This is a genomic window from Monashia sp. HAY1-2A (assembly GCF_056755315.1).
In genome coordinates, this window is the sequence record NZ_JBNDHY010000009.1 from 1 (window position 1) to 17900 (window position 17900).

The 17900-nt window shown below is 73.6% G+C and carries 13 protein-coding genes; 6 read left to right on the plus strand and 7 right to left on the minus strand.

Annotated elements, in window-relative coordinates; all coding sequences use genetic code 11:
* The 7 genes from ACPYOM_RS02440 to ACPYOM_RS02470 form a co-directional block, all read right to left on the minus strand.
* The coding region (locus ACPYOM_RS02440; protein WP_481344764.1) for an N-acetylmuramic acid 6-phosphate etherase at positions 1-991 on the minus strand (991 nt) is incomplete at its 3' end.
* 97 nt (positions 992-1088) lie between these two features.
* Complete coding sequence (locus tag ACPYOM_RS02445; protein WP_481341844.1) at positions 1089-1997, minus strand: MurR/RpiR family transcriptional regulator; 909 nt, start codon at positions 1995-1997, stop codon at positions 1089-1091.
* Between the two features lie 4 nt (positions 1998-2001).
* Positions 2002-3741 carry a serine hydrolase domain-containing protein gene (locus tag ACPYOM_RS02450; RefSeq protein WP_481344765.1) on the minus strand — a complete coding sequence of 580 codons (1740 nt, stop codon included), beginning with the start codon at positions 3739-3741 and terminating at the stop codon, positions 2002-2004.
* Between the two features lie 42 nt (positions 3742-3783).
* Positions 3784-5103: an exo-beta-N-acetylmuramidase NamZ family protein gene (locus ACPYOM_RS02455; protein ID WP_481344766.1), complete on the minus strand. Its 1320-nt coding sequence runs from the start codon at positions 5101-5103 to the stop codon at positions 3784-3786.
* Positions 5104-5141: 38 nt separating this feature from the next.
* A complete protein-coding gene (locus ACPYOM_RS02460) occupies positions 5142-6968 on the minus strand; it encodes a glycoside hydrolase family 3 protein (RefSeq protein WP_481344767.1) in 1827 nt (608 codons plus the stop codon).
* A gap of 196 nt (positions 6969-7164) precedes the next feature.
* Complete coding sequence (locus tag ACPYOM_RS02465) at positions 7165-10452, minus strand: glycoside hydrolase domain-containing protein (RefSeq protein ID WP_481344768.1); 3288 nt, start codon at positions 10450-10452, stop codon at positions 7165-7167.
* 166 nt (positions 10453-10618) lie between these two features.
* Entirely contained in the window at positions 10619-12175 is a 1557-nt protein-coding gene (locus ACPYOM_RS02470) for an ATP-dependent DNA ligase (protein ID WP_481344769.1), read from the minus strand.
* A gap of 201 nt (positions 12176-12376) precedes the next feature.
* Here ACPYOM_RS02470 and ACPYOM_RS02475 point away from each other — a divergent pair, with 201 nt between their 5' ends.
* From ACPYOM_RS02475 to ACPYOM_RS02500, 6 genes are all read left to right on the plus strand, one after another.
* Positions 12377-13177 carry an SDR family NAD(P)-dependent oxidoreductase gene (locus ACPYOM_RS02475; protein ID WP_481344770.1) on the plus strand — a complete coding sequence of 267 codons (801 nt, stop codon included), beginning with the start codon at positions 12377-12379 and terminating at the stop codon, positions 13175-13177.
* Positions 13174-13941 (plus strand): 3-oxoacyl-ACP reductase FabG, encoded by a 768-nt coding sequence (fabG, locus tag ACPYOM_RS02480; protein WP_481341851.1) that lies wholly within the window; start codon positions 13174-13176, stop codon positions 13939-13941. Before ACPYOM_RS02475 ends, fabG begins: the two co-directional genes overlap by 4 nt.
* Before the next feature lie 3 nt (positions 13942-13944).
* Positions 13945-14979, plus strand: a complete 1035-nt coding sequence (locus tag ACPYOM_RS02485) for a phosphotransferase family protein (protein WP_481344771.1) — start codon at positions 13945-13947, stop codon at positions 14977-14979.
* A gap of 16 nt (positions 14980-14995) precedes the next feature.
* Positions 14996-16219, plus strand: a complete 1224-nt coding sequence (locus ACPYOM_RS02490; protein ID WP_481344772.1) for an acyl-CoA dehydrogenase family protein — start codon at positions 14996-14998, stop codon at positions 16217-16219.
* Positions 16220-16281: 62 nt separating this feature from the next.
* Positions 16282-17451, plus strand: a complete 1170-nt coding sequence (locus ACPYOM_RS02495) for an acyl-CoA dehydrogenase family protein (RefSeq protein WP_481344773.1) — start codon at positions 16282-16284, stop codon at positions 17449-17451.
* A gap of 60 nt (positions 17452-17511) precedes the next feature.
* Entirely contained in the window at positions 17512-17895 is a 384-nt protein-coding gene (locus ACPYOM_RS02500; RefSeq protein WP_481341855.1) for a nitroreductase family deazaflavin-dependent oxidoreductase, read from the plus strand.
* The last annotated feature ends 5 nt before the right edge of the window (positions 17896-17900 follow it).

Below are 17900 nucleotides of genomic sequence, written 5' to 3' on the forward strand. Positions count from 1 at the left end.
CCCCTCCTCCGCCCAAACCACCACCCCCCCCCCAGATTACTACGCGTCTCGTGGGCTCGGAGATGTGTATAAGAGACAGCGCGGTGGCAGGCGCGAGCGCGGCGAGGGCGCGGGCGACCGAGCCCTCGTGGTCCTCGATCGCGGTCCGGGCGGTCGCGGCGTCGACGTGCGCGAGCATCGACAGCAGCGCGGTCTTGAGCTCGCCGTCGGCGGCGTCGAGGGCGACGCGGGCCGAGGCCTCGTCGGCGCCGGTCGCCTCCTGGAGGATGCGCAGAACACGGCCGCGCAGCTTGGCGTTGGTGGCGACCACGTCGACCATGAGGTTGGACCACGTGCGGCCGAGCCGGATCATCAGTGCGGTCGAGAACGAGTTGAGGACGAGCTTCTGGGCGGTGCCGGCCTTGAGGCGGGTCGAGCCGGTGAGCACCTCCGGGCCGGTGTGGGCCGCCAGCACGTGGTCGACGAGGGCGGCGAGCTCGGCGTCCGGGTTGGCGGTGACGAGCGCCGTGACAGCGCCCACCTCGCGAGCCCGCTCGAGCGCACCGCGCACGAACGGCGTCCGCCCCGACGCGGTGAGCCCGATGGCGACGTCGCCGGGCCCCAGGGCATCCGCCTCGGCGCGGCCGAGTCCGGCGTCGTCCTCGACGTTCTCCACGGCCTCCAGCAGCGCCGCCGGGCCGCCGGCGTGGTGGGCGACGACGAGCCCCTCGGGGGCGTTGAAGGTGGGGCGCAGCTCCGCGGCGTCGAGGACGGCGAGGCGGCCGGACGTCCCGGCGCCGAAGTAGTGCACGGAATGGCCGGCGCGCAGTGCCTCGACGGCCCGGTCGACGAGGCGGGCGAGCTCGGGCAGGACGGCGGCGACGGCGGCGGCCACGGTGGCGTCCTCCGCGTTGAGCGCCTGGAGGATGCCGAGCGAGGTGTCGGTGTCGATGGACGTCGTGCCCGGATGGCGCTTCTCGGTGGGGGCGTCCACGGTCACCTCGTTGCTCACGGTGGCGAGGTTAGTTTCCTACGCGATAGGCGTCAATGGTGTAAATCAGTCACATCCATCACGAAGAGTGCCTCGGCGACCGGGCAGGGAAGGCGCGTCAGTCCACGACGTGGTGGCCGGCGACGGCCTCCCGCGTCTCGGCCACCGCCTTGCGAGCCCGGCGCAGGTTGCGCTGTGCGACAGCGATGTACAGGCAGTCGACGACGGTGAGCGCGGCGATCCGGCTCGCCGTGGCGCCCGAGCGCAGGCTCGTCTCGCGGGCCGCCGTCGTCAGCAGCAGGTCGGCGCCCTGGGCGAGCCGGGACAGGGGGAAGTTCGTGACGGCCACCGTGGTGGCTCCCGTCGAGCGCGCCGCGGCGAGCGCCTCGATCGTCTCGGCCGTCGTGCCGGAGTGGGAGATGCCGACGGCGACGTCGCCCCTGCGCAGCAGCGTCGCGCTCGTCAGCGCGATGTGCGGGTCGTTCCACGCGAACGCGACGATGCCGATGCGGTGCAGCTTCTGCTGAAGGTCGGTCCCGACGATGGCCGAGGCGCCGATGCCGTAGACGTCGACGCGTCCGGCTCTCGCGATGCCCGCCGCCGCGGCCGTCAACGCGTCGCGGTCCAGCCCCTGGGCCGTCTCCTCGACGGCGCTGGCGTCGGTGAAGGCGACCTTGGCGATGATGTCGTCGATGGTGTCGCCCGCGCTGATGTCGGTGTCGCCGCGGGTCAGGCTGCGCGGCTGGGCCGACTCCTCCGCGAGGGCGAGGCGCAGCCGTGGGTAGCCCGGCAGGCCGAGGCGTCGGCAGAACCGCAGCACCGTCGTCTCGGACGTCCGCGCGGCGCCCGCCAGCTCGCTGATCGTCAGGCCGGCGGCCCGCCGCGCGTCGGCGAGCACGATCTCGGCGACGCGGTCCTCGGCGGGCGACAGGGAGGGACGGATTCCTCGCAGCCGGATGAGCAGCGGCGCCGCGGCGGGTCGTCCCGGCTGGTCCGGCTGCGAGGAGCCGTCCTCGGTCCTGGGCATGCGCCTACGCTACGGTCTCGCGACCCCGGAGCACCCACCCGTCGGGCGTCAACGCGCCGGGCGACTTCTCGGCGTCGAGGAGGACGCCCGGACCGACCACCTCGACGTCGTCGACGGCGACCCCGCGCCCGAGGTAGCCGGCGTCGGTGACGTGGCGCCAGCGCAGCAGCTGCGTTCCGGCCGGGAGGTCGGCGCGCGCCTGGACCCAGCGGCGCGTTCCGGAGCCGGCCACGACGCCGTCCGCCGTGACCGTCGTGCCTCGGTCGCGAAGCTCGAACGGCAGCGGCGTCCACGTGGTCCCACCGTCGGTGGAGCGCTCGAGGTGCAGCAGGTCGGTCTCCTCGGTGTCGAGGAACAGGTCGAACCCGAGCCGGGCACCGGCCTCCGGCACGGCGAGCGGCCGGCTCGTCAGGGTCGAGGTGGTGGCGTTCTCGCCGCCGGTGAACCACGCGGTGTCGCCGTGCTTCGGCCGGATGCCCATCGCCGCGGCGAGCCCGTGCGCCCACTCCCGTCGGGCGCCGTTGACCGAGCCCCAGTTTCGCGACGGGTGCACCCGGTTGGTGAGCAGGATCGCGAACGACCGGCTGCTGAAGTCGATGACGATCGAGGTGCCGGTGTAGCCGGTGTGGCCGGCGGTGCGCGGGCCCGACAGGGCGTCCATGTACCAGCGCTGGTTCAGCTCGAAACCGAGGCCGTGGTCGTCACCCGGGAAGCCGCCGGTGAAGTTCGTGATGAGCGACTCGACGCTGGTGCGGGACAGGATCCGGTGACCCTCGTAGGTGCCGCCGTTGAGCAGCGCCTGCGAGAGCCGGGCGAGGTCGTCGGCCGTCGAGAAGACGCCGGCGTGGCCCGCGACGCCGCCGAGCGACCACGCGTTCTCGTCGTGCACCGAACCCCAGACGAGGCCGCGCGGCGGGCTCGCCTGGTACTCGGTGGCCGCCGTGCGCTTCGTGTCGGTGGGGTTGTAGCCGGTGTCGGTCATGCCGAGCGGCGCGGTGATGCGGTCGTGGACCACCCGGTCGAGCGGCGCCCCTCGCAGCGTCTCGACCATGACCCCGAGCGTGATGAGGTTGAGGTCGCTGTAGAGGTAGGTGCTGCCCGGCGGGTTGGTCAGCGGCTGGTCCATGACGGCCTTGATGCGCGAGGCCTTGTCGGGGTACCTGCTCCAGAGCGGCAGCCACGAGGTGAAGCCGGAGGTGTGCGTCAGCAGCTGGCGCACGGTCACGGCCTCCTTGCCGTTCGCGGCGAACTCCGGCAGGTAGGTGGCGACCGGCTCCTCGAGCGCGACCCTGCCCTCCTCGACGAGCTGCACGACGGCGAGCGAGGTGAACAGCTTGGACACCGACGCGAGGTCGAAGATCGTGTCGGTGCGCATCGGCACCCACTGCTCGCGCGGCAGCTCGGTCGTCGCGCCCGCGTACCGCAGGGCCCAGCCCGACGCGTCGCGCTCGACGATCCTGCCCTCGTGGCCCATGATCCCGACCGCGCCGGCGAAGAGGGGGTGCCCCGACGCGTCGGGCTGCTCGTGGGCGTGGACCTGCGCGACGGCCTCGGCGATGGGGGCCGGGTCGAGCCCGAGGCTCTGCGGGCCGGCGTCGGACAGGACGGTGTTCGGCGGGGCGAACCCGCGGTCCGGCTTGTCGAAGTCGTCGGCCGTGGCCGGCCCCGCGGTCACGAGCGTGCTCGCGAGGGCGACGGCGCCGAGGGCGGCGACGGGTGCGGCGACGAGGGTGCGCAGGCGCATGTCACTCCTGGATTGTCCGATGGGGTGGCCGGTGGCGTGCGGTCAGGCCGCCGGGCCGCCGTAGAGCAGGTACTGGCGGCGTCGGGCGTCGAAGGCGGCGAGCTCCTCGCGCCACGCACCGACGGCCTCGTCGGCCGGTGCCCCGGCGTCGACCTGCGTGCGCAGCCGCGGCGAGCCGGTCAGCTTGTCGACCCAGTACGGCCTCCGCGGGTCGTAGGAGTCGTAGCGCCAGGCGAAGTCCGGGTAGAGCGCCTTGAGCGCGACGAGCAACTCGACGGTCGTGTGGATGGGGTCGAAGGCCGATGCGTCGGTGACGTGCAGCTGGATGCCGCCGCAGACGGCGCCGGCATGCTTGCTGAACGTCGGGGTGAAGTACGCCTCGCGGACGCGGACGCCGGGCAGCCCGCGTGCGGCGACGCGTTCGCCCCAGCGGTGGTCGACGAAGGGCGCGCCGAGCAGCTCGAAGGGCCTGGTCGTGCCGCGCCCCTCCGAGAGGTTGGTTCCCTCGAACAGGCACGTGCCGGGGTAGACGAGTGCGGTGTCGGGGGTCGGCATGTTCGGGCTCGGCATGACCCACGGCAGGCCGGTGGCGGCGAACGGCACGTCGCGGCGCCAGCCCTTGAGCTCGACGACGGTCAGCTCCGAGAGGCGCTCCCCGGCATCGGCGGGCAGGAACTCGGCGTCGAAGAAGCGCGCCAGCTCGCCGACGGTCATGCCGTGCGCCTGGACGATCTCCTTGGCCCCGACGCCGGACGTGTACGGCGTCGTCATCATCGGACCGCGGGCCGTGCCGCCGACGGGGTTGGGCCGGTCGAGGACGACGAAGCGGGCGCCGACCGCGACGGCCGCGCGCATGGCCGTGTACATCGTCCAGATGTAGGTGTAGAACCGGGCCCCGACGTCCTGGATGTCGAAGACGACGGTCTCGACGCCGGCGGTGCGGAACATCGAGGTCAGCGTCGTGACGGTGGCGCCGTACGCGTCGTAGACGGTGATGCCGGTGCGCGGGTCGGTGTGGGTGCCCTCGGAGTCGCCGGCCTGGGCGGTGCCGCGGAAGCCGTGCTCGGGCCCGAAGACGCCGACGACGTCGACGGCGCCGGACTCGTGCATCTCGTCGACGACGGTGCGCAGGTCGGTCAGGATGCCGGTCGGGTTGGTGATGACCCCGACCTTCTGGCCGCGCAGCACCGACCATCCGGACCCGGCGGCCCGGTCGGCACCGGGGGTGACGGGGTTGGCCGGGTAGCCGTCGGTGCTGACCGACGAGGGCTGCGCCACAGCCGGACCCGCGGCGCTCGCAGGCACGGCGATGGCGGTGAGCGCTCCGGCGGTGAGCAGCTGGCGGCGGTTGAGGCGGGTCATCGTGGGTCTCTCCGATCCTTCGGGGCGTGGGCGGCGCATCAGTACGTCAGGCCGTGGCCGAACGGGTAGAGCGGTGTCGACGGGTCGCCCTCGACCGGGATGTCGACGGGAAGCGTCGCGGTGGGTGACACCTCGCCGGTGAGCACCCGGGCGGCGGCCTGGATCGCGACCGGGCTGTAGGAGTACGTCGCGAGGTAGGTCTGTGCCTCGGGGAGGTACGCGATGTCGTAGGGGTCGCGGACGGCGACGACGACGACCGGGACGCCCGACGCGACGAGCTGCCGCACGAGCGTCTGCTGACCGGCGCGGGGGTCGGTGACGGTGGTGTCCCAGGCCTTCATCGTCGTGACGACGACGAGGTCCTTGCCGCTCGCAGCGGCGAGCGCCGAGGCGACCCTGGTGTCGGTCGGTGAGCTGCCGGTCTCGACCGTCTGGACCGTGGCGCCCTTGTCGGCCAGGCCCGCGGCGAGGGTGGCCGTCGTCGTGACCCCGTAGCCGGTGACGAGGACCTTCTTGCCCGCGGCAGCCACGGGCAGGACCCCGGCGTCGTTCTTTACGAGCGTCGTGGTGCGGTCGGTGACCTCGTCGGCGGCGGCGAGGTGGGCGGGCGTGCCGACGACCCGGGTCACGCCCGCCGGGTCGGCGTACGGCTGCGCGACGACGCCGCGCCGGTACTTGAGGCGCAGGACGCGTCGCACCTTCGCGTCGAGGTCGGAGGGGTGGATGCGGTGGCTGCGCACGGCCGCGAGGACCGCCGCGTAGGCGTCGTCCATCGCCGGGCTCATGAGCAGCTGGTCGGCACCGGCCAGCAGGGCCCGCACGGGCACCTCGGCGTCGCCGTACCGGTCCCGCACGCCCTGCATGGCGAGGGAGTCGGTGACGATGACCCCGTCGTAGCCGAGCTCCTCGCGCAGCACACCGGTGAGGATCGGGTGGCTCAGCGTCGCGGGGTCGCCGGAGTCGTCGAGGGCCGGGAACGCGAGGTGCGCCGTCATGATCATGTCGATGCCCTCGCGGATGGCGGCCCGGAACGGCGGGGCGTCGATGGTCTCCCACTGCTCGCGGGTGTGCGTGATGACCGGGAAGGCGACGTGGCTGTCGGTGGCCGTGTCGCCGTGGCCGGGGAAGTGCTTGGCCGAGGACGAGATGCCGGCGTCGCGCTGGTACCCCGCGACCTGTGCGGCGACGAGCTGTGCCGCGAGGTCGGGGTGCGAGGAGAAGGACCGCGTCCCGATGACGGGGTTGAGGGCGTTGACGTTGACGTCGCACACCGGCGCGAAGTCAGTGTTGACGCCCATGGCGAGCAGCTCGCGACCGGTGATCGCCGCGGCGGTCCGCGCGTCGGGGGCGCTGCGACCGGCGCCGAGGGCCATCGAGCCGGGGAACTGCGTGGCGGGCGGCCCGATGCGGGTGACGACGCCCTGCTCCTGGTCGACGGCGACCTGCAGCGGCACCTTCGCCCTGGTCGGCTGCTCGAGGGCGGCCCGCTGCAGGCCGTTGGACAGCCCGACGATCTGGTCGGGGTTCTGCACGCTGTCGGTCCACGCGAAGTAGATGACGCCACCGAGGTGGTACTTGCGGACGACCTCGGCCGGGCTCGCGACACCGTAGAGCGGCACGTTGCGCTGGTCGGGAGTCGTGGCGTCCTTTCCGTAGACGTTCTGGATGAACAGCTGGCCGACCTTCTCCTCGAGGGTCATCCGGCTCAGCGTCGAGGTGACCCAGCCCTCCTCGCCGGCAGCGGCCGCCGCGGCGGCGCCCGGGGCCGCGCTGGCGGCGCGGGCCTGGCCGGCGGCCGTGCCGGCCGCGGCCACGGCGAGCCCCCCGGCGAGGACGGTGCGGCGGGACAGCTCTGACATGGACATGGCGCCTCCGAAGGAATGTGAACAATTCACGTGTTCTGCTGTCAAAGCGGAACTTACCTACGGATTGGGGGGTCGGCAACAGATGGGGCGACGCCGCCCCGGTGGTCTGTCCGGTGGCCTGCCCGGTCGAGCCGTGGCCGGGTCAGTGCAGATGGGTCGGTGCAGATGGGTCAGGCAGATGGGTCAGGCAGATGGGTCAGTGCAGATAGGCCTGAACGTCGACGACGAGCTGCACCGTGCCCGCCGAATGGTTGACGACCCTCACCGTGCCGTCGGCCGCGACCCTCGACAGGACGAGGTTGGCGACGGTCCGGCCGGGGGTGAAGTTCGCCGTCGACGTACCGCCACCCGAGCTCGAGTCCGCGGTGAGGAAGCCCGGCTTCTGCGGCGACACCACCGTGACGTTGAGGACCGCGGCCGTGGCCCCGGCGGGCACCGGCGAGCCCGGGACCGCGACGCGGACCGTGAGGGCGGCCTCCGCCGCGAGGGCGGTGCGCACCGAGTTGGTCGCGGTCCCGACTCGCGTGTCGACGAGGCGCGTCGGCGTCACCGACACCCACTGGTTCGACGTCCCGGACGCGGCCAGGTACCCCTCGACGTCGGCGATGACGTGGATGGAGCCCGCCGAGTGGTTGACGATCGTCAGGGTGCCGCCGGAGGACAGGCGACTGACGACGAGGTCGGCGACGGTCTGGCTGGTGACGAAGGTGGTGGCCGAGGTGCCCGTGGCTGCACCGGCGTCGACGCTCAGGTAGCCGGCGGCCCGGGGCGAAGTCACCGTGAGGTTGATGGCGGCCCCGACGGCCCCGACCGGGACCGGCGATCCGCTGACGCCGGCGACACGCACGGTCAGCGACCCGTTGGGCGCGAGGGCGGTGCGGGTCGGGTTGCTCGTCGTCCCGACGCGCGTGTCGAGGATCCGCGTGGGGGCAGGGGACACCCACTGGTGCAGCGTGCCGGATGCCGTGACGTACCCCTCGACGTCGGCCGTGACGTGCACCGTGCCCACCGAGTGGTTGACGATCGTCATCGTGCCGCTGGAGGTGAGCCGGCTCAGGACGAGGTTGGTCACGGTCTGTCCGCGGGCGTAGTTCGTCGTGGACGTCCCCGCGCCCGCCGTCGCGTCGACGCTGAGGAAGCCGGTCGCCTGGGGCGAGCTCACGGTGAGGTTGACCGCTGCCGACCGGGCCCCGGCGGGCACCGGCGACCCCGTGACGCCGGCGACCCGCACCGTCAGCGCGGCGTCGGGTCCCAGGGCGGTGTGCACCGGGTTGCTCGTCGTGCCGACCCTGGTGTCGAGCAGCCGTACCGGGGCGACGGGGACGAGGTGGCCGTGCGGCAGCGGCGTCACGGCCGGCGTGCGCGTCGAGGCAGGGCCCGTGCCGGCGGCGTTCGTCGCGGCGACGGTGAACGTGTAGGCGGTGCCGTTGGCCAGACCGGGCACGACGGCCGAGCGCGCGGACCCGTTCGTCGTGACCCGCGCACCACCGGGGGAGGCCGTCACCGTGTAGGCCGAGACGGGGCTGCCGTTGTCGGTCGCCGCCGACCAGCGCACCGTGGCGCGCGTGTCGCCCGGAGACGCTGTGACGCCGGTCGGTGCCGAGGGCGCCGTCGCGACGAGTGAGAAGGTCACGGCGTCGACGCCGACGGTCGCGGACGTCGGGCTCGGGGTGGGACTGAGGTCGTTGTCGCCCACGTGCACGCTCGCCGGCCGCCCGGCAGCGACCCGGGCGCGGCCGAGGGGTGCCGAGGGACCTGCCGTCGCCTGGTCGACGGTCAGCACCCGTGAGCCGTCGGCGTCGGACAGCGTGTAGGTGGCGCGGGCGGGCGCCTTCGTCGGGGGGATGGCCGCGGTCACGGCGTACAGCCCCGGGGCCAGCTGCGGGGACCACGTCGCGCCGTTCGACTCCTTGGCCCCGTTGGCGTAGGTGACGTACGCGCGGGCACGCAGGCCCTGCGGCGCTGCCGGGTACCAGTAGGCCATCGAGCCGGTGAAGACGAACGACGTGCCGCCGGGGCCGTACGTCCCCGGCCCGTAGTCGACCGGGACCGGCGTGCCCGCGACGTGGCCGCCGACCCAGTCCGCGTCGATCGACAGGCTGACGCCGCCCCACGTCTCGGTGACGGTGCGGTACTGGTGGATGCGTTGCCCGAAGGCCCAGTACGAGTCCTTGAAGGCCGGGTAGGACGCCGCGTCCGACAACGTCTGCAGGCCGTTCCAGTGCGCGAACCACACGTCGTCCGGCGGCGTGAACCCGCTCGTGCCGACGGCGTTCGACAGGTCGACCATGAGCGAGGAGGTGCTGCCGTACGCGCCCGAGCGGTAGCCGAGGCGGTGCAGCTCGGTGGTCCACGCCGTGAGGAACGTGCGCACCGTCTGCGTGCAGCCGCTCACGGTCGTGTCGTAGGCCTCCATGTCGTAGTAGATCGGCGTGCCCGACCCCAGACCGAACGTCTGCGCCCGCGCGACCGCGTCGTCGGCACTCGCGGCTCCCTGTGCGGCGGCCTTCGCCGGGTCGATCGTGGCCAGGTTCGACTGGTTGACGCACGGTGCCTGCACCCCGACGTAGATCGGGACGAGGCCCCAGCCCGCGCCGGTGACCTGGCCGACCCACGAGGACGACAGGTTGCCGTCGCCGCAGGCGCGCATCGACCCGCCGATGTAGATCCCGAGCGCCCGGTACGGGGAGGACGCGTACCACTGCTGCATCGTGGCGAGCGAGGGAGCGGCACACGTGTCGAAACCCATGCCGGTGAAGCCGTTCGAGGCCGCCGTTCCCGAGGTCGTGGTGCCCGCGAGGGCCGCGAGGGCCGGACGCGTCCGCGCGCGGCTCACCTGCTGGGTGGCAGCCGTCGGCGTCGTGCCGGTGGGACCCGTCGTCGGGCGGCTCGTGGCCGGCCTCGCGGTGGCGAGCACGTCGTCGACGGCGGCCTCGTCACCGTTCCACGCCGCGTCGACCGTGACGCTTGGCGTCGTGAACCGGACCTGCTTGGTGCGGCCGACGGCGTTGCGCGAGGTGTGCGCGGTCAGCGCCCCCACCGTGGTGGACCGGGTCGTCGTCGAGCGGGTGTCACGCGCGGTCGTCGGGTGCAGCCACAGGGTGTCCGAGCGGCCGACGAGGTGCGCGGGGCAGTCCTGCTGCGCGGCGGGCTGGCCGAGGTAGACGGCGTTGACGTCGAGCCGCAGGCACCGGGTGGGGTCCGCGTCGAGGTCGACGACCTGCCAGCCGGCCGGGACCCGCAGCGTGACGCCGCGGTAGGTGACGTCACGCGGTGCCGGTGTCGTGCGCACCGACGCGTCCGACCGGGCCGGCGCACCTGGCGCAGCCGACCGGGCCGGGGCAGCCGACGCGGCCGACGTGGCGATGGCAGCCGAGGCGGCCGCCACGGGCACGGGGCCGCCGAGGAGCGTGGCCGCGAGGGCCAGGGCCAGCAGGAACGAGGTCGTCGTCGGTCCGGACCGGACCATCCATCGGAAACGCATGCAACCGGACCCTCCGCACCCCGACGGCGCGCGGCCGTGCCGGCGGCGCCGTGGGTCGTGTCGTGACCGCAGGGGTCACACCGACCTCCTGCGCCTCAGGACAGTACCCCGCCAACCTTGGCCAAAACTGGCGAAACCGGGCAAAGCAGCTGGTGCTCGCGGGCGGTCACCAGCCGGCGAGGGACCGCACGGTCTGCACGGTGTCGACCTCCTCGACCGGCTTGTCGTCGCGGTAGCGCAGGACGCGGGCGAAACGCAGCGCCATGCCGCCGGGGTACCGACTCGAGCGCTGGACGCCGTCGAAGGCGATCTCGACGACCTGCTCGGGCCGCAGGTGCACGACCCACTCGCTGGTGTCGGGGTCCTCGACCGCGAGCTCGCGGAAGCGCCGGGTCTGCCAGGCGAGCATCTCGTCGGTCATGCCCTTGAAGGTCTTGCCGAGCATGACGAGCTGCCCGGTGTCGGCGTCGCGGGCCCCGAGGTGGATGTTCGAGAGCCAGCCGCGGCGCCGGCCGCTGCCCCACTCCACGGCGAGGACGACGAGGTCGAGGGTGTGCCGTGGCTTCACCTTGACCCAGCCCGGTCCGCGCCGACCGGCGGCGTAGGGCAGGTCGGGGTCCTTGACGACGACGCCCTCGTGGCCGGCCGCCACGAGGTCGGTGAAGAAGGCCGACGCGGCGCCGGCGTCGTCGGTGGCCAGGCGCGGCACGAGCCACGCCGCCGGGACGGTCGTGGCCAGTGCCGTCCAGCGCTCCCGCGCCGCCTCGTCGAGCAGGTCGCGACCGTCGAGGTGGAGCAGGTCGAAGAAGAACGGGGTCAGCGGCACCTCGGCGCGCAGTCGCTCGACGTCGGCCGTGCTCGCGGTGCGGGCGCCGGTGACCTGGAACGGCCGCGGTCGGCCGCCCTCGCCGAGCGCGATGACCTCGCCGTCGAGGACCGCGGTCTCGACGTCGAGCGTGGCCAGCGCCTCGGTGATCTCGGGCATGCGGTCCGTGACCTCCTCGAGCGTCCGGGTGAAGAGGCGCACGACGCCGGGACTCGTGCGCCGGTCGACGTGGGCCTGCAGCCGGATGCCGTCGAGCTTGGTCTCGACGAGGACCTCACCGCCGAGCGTCGCGAGCGCGGCCGCGACGTCGGGCGCGGAGCCGGCGAGCATCGGCCGCAGCGGGCGCCCGACCTCGAGCGTGATCGCCTCGAGCGCGTCGACTCCACCGTCGAGCGCCGCACGGGCGACCGGACCGGTGAAGCCCGCGAGCATGACGGCCCGTCGCACGGCCGCGTCGGGGACCCCGGCGGCCTTCGCGATGGCCTGCAGCATGACGCCGTCACCGGCGCCCTGCCGGGTCTCGCCGGTGATGAGGCCGCGCAGCCAGCGCTGCTCGTCGGCCGTGGCGCGGGCGAAGAGGCCCTGGACCGCCACGGACCGGGCGGCGGCCGAGCCCGACCCGCCGATGCCGGCCAGGGTGGTGGCTGCGGCGTCGACCTCGAGGACGGTCAGCGTCGCCTCGTCGGCGGGCTCGGGCAGCGCCTGCAGGCCGCGCCAGCTGACCCCGAGGCGTCGCTGCGGCAGCACGCCGGACAGGTGGGCGGCGACGACCTCCACCGTGTCGGGGCCCTCGTCCGCGGCGCGGGCCAGGCACGCGGCGAGGGCCTCGACCTTGGCGGTGCGCGACGACGTGGCCGCGACGGCGCGCGAGGTGTCGACGACGTCGGACAGGAGCATGCCCCGATCCTGCCCGGTGGCACCGACACCGGCCAGCGGCCCGCCGTGCCGACCCGTCCTGGACCCGGCCTGCGACCCGGCCTGCGACCCGTCCTGCGACACGGCCTGCGACACCGTCCCGGCGCGGGCGGTCCTCACTTGACGCGGACGGCCTCGCGACGCCAAGGTAAGCAAGCGCTTAGTCCGTCGCGAGGAGCCGTCATGACCGACACCGCCGTCGTCACCGGGGCAGCCCGGGGGATCGGTCGTGCCGTGGCCGCCCGGCTGGTCGAGGAGGGCTGGCACGTCGTCGTGTGCGACCGCGACGCCGACGCGCTCGAGCAGGTGGCCCGCGAGGTGGCCGCCTGCCCCGTCATCGCCGACGTGTCCACCGACGCCGGCAACCGCGCGCTCCTCGACGCGGCCTTCGCGCACCTCGGACGCGTCGACCTCTTCGTCGCCAACGCCGGCATCGGGACCGGTCTGGGCCTCGACGCGCCCGACGACGTCTGGGCGCGGGCCCTCGACGTCAACGTCCTCGCCCACGTCCGCGCCGCGCGCCTCCTCGTGCCGCGGTGGCTCCGGGCCGAGGTGCCCGGCCGGTTCGTCGTCACGGCGTCGGCCGCCGGGCTGCTGACGATGCTCGGCGACGCGCCCTACTCGGTCACCAAGCACGCGGCCGTGGCCTTCGCCGAGTGGCTGGACGCCACCTACCGCCACCGGGGCGTGACCGTCCACGCGATCTGCCCGCAGGGCGTCGACACCCGGATGCTCGAGGAGTCGGGACCGCTTCGCGACCTGTTGACCCGCGACGCCGTGGTCACGCCGGAGGCCGTCGCCGAGGCGCTGTGGGACGCCATGCGCGACGGCCGCTTCCTCGTGCTGCCGCACCCCGAGGTCGCCGACTACCAGGTCCAGCGCGCCACGCACCCCGACGCGTGGCTGGCGGCCATGAACCGGCTCCAGCAGAAGCTCGAGCAGCCCCACCCCACCAGCACCACGTCGACGCAGGAGAAGGCATGACCGACCAGCCCAGCACCACCCGCACCGCCGTCGTCACCGGTGCCGCACGCGGCATCGGCGCGGCGGTAGCCCGGCGGCTCGCCGCGGACGGCATCGCCGTCGCCGTCCTCGACCTCGACGAGTCCGCCTGCGCGGCAGTGGTGTCCGAGATCGAGGCGTCGGGTGGGCGCGGCCTCGCCGTCGGCGTCGACGTCTCCGACGAGGCGGGTGTCGCGGCCGCCGTCGACCGGGTGGCCGGCGAGCTCGGCTCGCCGACGGTGCTCGTCAACAACGCCGGCATCATCCGCGACAACATGCTCTTCAAGATGACGACCGACGACTGGGACGCCGTCATGGGCGTGCACCTGCGTGGCTCGTTCCTCATGACCCGGGCGTGCCAGAAGCACATGGTGGAGGCCGGGTGGGGTCGCGTCGTCAACCTCAGCTCCACCTCGGCCCTCGGCAACCGCGGACAGGCCAACTACTCCGCCGCCAAGGCCGGCCTGCAGGGCTTCACCAAGACCCTCGCCATCGAGCTCGGCAGGTTCGGCGTCACGGCCAACGCCATCGCGCCGGGGTTCATCGCCACCGACATGACGCGCCAGACCGCCCAGCGGATGGGCATCACCTTCGAGCAGTTCCTCGAGGGGGCGGCCAAGGAGATCCCGGTCGGGCGCGTCGGCCAGCCCGAGGACATCGCCGCCACGGCCTCGTTCCTCGTCAGCGAGGAGGCCGGGTTCGTGTCCGGTCAGGTGATCTACGTGGCCGGCGGCCCGAAGGACTGACGCGTGACCGACCCCGTCCCCGCCGACCCGCCCGGGCTGCCCCTCGACGCGCTGGCCGCGTTCCTGGCGCGCGAGGCGCCCGGGCTGCTCGCCGGGCCGTTGACGGGCCACGTGGTCGCGGGCGGCAAGTCCAACCTGACGTACGTCGTGGGTGACGGCGTCCGCACCGTCGTCGTGCGCCGGCCGCCGCTCGGCCACGTCCTCGCCACCGCGCACGACATGGTGCGCGAGCACCGGGTCGTCCGGGCGCTGCGCGACACCCCGGTGCCCGTGCCCGAGACCTACGCGGTGTGCGCCACCGACGAGGTCATCGGTGCGCCGTTCTACGTCATGGAGCACATGGCCGGCACGCCGTACCGGCGGGCCTCCGACCTGGCGGCGCTCGGGCCGGACCGCACGAGGCTGGTCGCCGAGCGGATGGTCGACACCCTCGTCGACCTGCACGCCGTCGACCCGGAGGCTGTCGGACTCGGCGACTTCGGCCGGCCCGAGGGGTTCCTCGAGCGGCAGGTGCGGCGCTGGAGGCAGCAGCTCGACGCCTCCCGCAGCCGCGACCTGCCGGGCATCGACGACCTCCACGCCCGGCTCGCCGCCTCCGTACCCGCGTCCGGCGCGGCGTCGGTCGTCCACGGCGACTACCGGCTCGACAACGTCCTCGTCGACGACGACGACACCGTCACCGCGGTGCTCGACTGGGAGATGGCGACCCTCGGCGACCCGCTCACCGACGTCGCACTGCTCGAGGCGTACCAGAGCCTGCCCGAGACCGTCGGCGCCGGCGCGGTCAGCGACGTCTCGCGTGCGCCCGGCTTCCCGACCGGCACAGAGCTGCTCGCCCGCTACGGTCAGGCCAGCGGCCGCGACCTGTCGAGCCTGTCGTTCCACCTCGGGCTGGCCTACTTCAAGCTCGCCGTGATCCTCGAGGGCATCCACTACCGCTACACGAAGGGCCAGACCGTGGGCGAGGGTTTCGCGCACATCGGCGAGGCCACCGCACCGCTCGTCGCGGCGGGTCTGCGCGCCCTCGACGAGGCCTGAGCCACAAGGACCACCGATGGACTTCGCCCATGACGCCCGCACCCTCGAGCTGCTCGCCGAGCTGCGGAGCTTCGTCGACGCGCGCGTCGCGCCGACCGTGCCGACCTTCGACGCCCAGCTGGCCGCGGGTGAGGACCGCTGGGCCTGGAGCCGGGTCCCCGCCCTGCGGGAGCTGCAGGCGGAGGCGCGTGAGCGCGGCCTGTGGAACCTCTTCCTCCCCGGCCGGCACGGCGCCGGGCTGACCAACCTCCAGTACGCGCCGCTGGCGGAGGCCACCGGACGGTGCATCCGGCTGGCCCCCGCAGCAGTCAACTGCGCGGCGCCCGACACCGGGAACATGGAGGTGCTGGCACAGTTCGGCACCGATGCCCAGAAGGCCGAGTGGCTGGACCCCTTGCTGCGGGGGGAGATCCGTTCGGCCTTCGCCATGACCGAACCCGACGTCGCGAGCAGCGACGCGACGAACATCGAGCTGTCGATCCGGCGCGACGGCGCCGACTACGTCGTCAACGGGCGCAAGTGGTGGATCACGGGCGCCATGAACCCCGACTGCCGCCTCTTCGTCGTCATGGGCAAGACGGACCCCGATGCCGACCGGCACCGGCAGCAGTCGATGGTGCTCGTGCCCCGCGACACCCCCGGCCTCGAGGTCGTCCGCGGCATGGAGGTCTTCGGCTACGACGACCACGACCACGGCGGCCACGCCGAGCTGCGCTTCACCGACGTGCGCGTGCCTGCGACGAACCTCGTCGCCGGAGAGGGGGACGGCTTCGCCATCGCCCAGGCCCGCCTGGGTCCGGGCCGCATCCACCACTGCATGCGCTCGATCGGCCTGGCCGAGGTCGCCGTCGAGGCCATGTGCCGGCGCGTGTCGGAGCGGGTCGCCTTCGGCCGCCCGCTCGCGGAGCAGGGCGTCGTCCGCGACTGGGTCGCGGAGTCTCGGGTGCGCATCGAGCAGCTGCGTCTGCTCGTCCTCAAGACGGCGTGGCTCATGGACACCGTCGGCAACAAGGGCGCCCACACCGAGATCCAGGCCATCAAGATCGCGACGCCGAGGACCGTCGAGTGGATCCTCGACAAGGCGATCCAGGCCCACGGGGCCGCCGGCCTGAGCCAGGACACCGAGCTCGCGGCCGCCTTCGCCGGCATCCGCACCCTCCGCTTCGCCGACGGTCCCGACGAGGTGCACAAGAACGCCCTCGCCAGGGCCGAGCTGCGGCGGCACGCCCGCACCCCGTGAGCACCCGCCTGCAGACCATCCCTTGACCACGCCCCGCAACCGCCGGGCAGGAAGGACGCGTCATGGACTTCGACCTCACCGACGAGGTGCGCGAGATCCGGGACTGGGTGCGCACCTTCGTGCGCAAGGAGATCCAGCCCCTCGAGCCGGAGGTGCTCGAGCGGGAGCGACGCGGCGAGCGCGGCCTGCCCGGCGACGTCCTGAAGCCCTTGCAGGACAAGGCCCGCGGCGCCGGCTTCTTCGGCATCCAGACACCCGAGGAGTACGGCGGCATGGGCCTGGGAGCCCTGGCCGCCGCCCTCGTCGAGGTCGAGCTCGGGCGCTCGTTCGTGCCCTTCCGGTTCGCCGGCGAGGCCGACAACATCCTCTTCAGCGCCACACCGGAGCAGCAGGACCGCTACCTGCGCCCGACGATCGAGGGCACCCGGCGCTCGGCGTTCGCCATCACCGAGCCGGGCGCCGGCTCCGACGCCCGGGCGATCCGCACGAGCGCGCGCCGCGACGGTGACGAGTGGGTCATCACCGGCGAGAAGACGTTCATCACCGGCGGCCACGAGGCCGACTTCGTCATGGTCTTCGCCGTCACCGACAAGGAGAAGGGCGCCGACGGCGGTGTCACGTGCTTCCTCGTCGACCGCGACCGCGGCTGGGAGAGCCGACCGATCGACACGATGGGCGAGTGGGGCCCGGCCGCGCTCGTCTTCGACGGTGTCCGGGTCCCGCACTCGGCGATCCTCGGCGAGGAGGGCCGGGGGTTCGAGCTGGCGATGCGGTGGATCGGCAAGGGCCGGTACATGCTGCCGGCGCGCGCCCTCGGCGCCTGCGAACGGCTCGTCGAGATGGCCATGGAGCACGCCCGCACCCGCGTCACCTTCGGCGAGCCGATCGCCGACCGGCAGGCGATCCAGTGGATGATCGCCGACTCAGCGGTGCAGATCGAGGCCCTGCGGTGGCTCGTGCTCGTCGCCGCCTGGCAGGTGGACCGTGGCCTCGACTCACGGCAGGCGCAGTCGATGGCCAAGCTGTACGGCGGCCTGCGCGCCAACGAGATCGTCGACCGGGTGCTCCAGATCCACGGTGGCATGGGCTACACCCGCGAGCTCCCGGTCGAGCGGTGGTACCGCGAGCTGCGACTGCTGCGGATCTACGAGGGCACCGACGAGATCCAGCGGCGGACCATCGCGCGCAACCTGCTGCGTGGACACGCCTCGGTGCGCGGCCACCTCGGCTGAGCCTCCGCACCCGGCCGCGCCTGCACCCCACCGGCCCGTCCCGGAGGGCATGCTGGACGGGTGCCCGATCCTCCCGCCAACGTCAAGACGTTCAACCGGTTCGCCGTCCGCGCGGCGGGTCACCGGTTCTTTCCCCTGTGGGCGGTGCTGCGGCACCGCGGCCGACGAAGCGGCACCGAGTACGCGGTCCCGGTGGCCGTCATCACGACGCCGGACGCCTTCGTCATCGCGCTGCCGTGGGGGCGCCGCACCGACTGGGTGCGCAACACCCGCGCGGCCGGGGGCTGCACCGTCCGCTGGAAGGGCCGCGAGTGGGCGTGCACCGACCCGACGTTCGTCGGCAAGGACGTCGCGCTCGACGCGGCTGGGCCGGTCCTGCGCCGGATGCTGGCTCGCCAGGACCCGGAGGGCGGCTTCCTCCGCCTGACGCGTCAGCCTGCCTGAGCGGC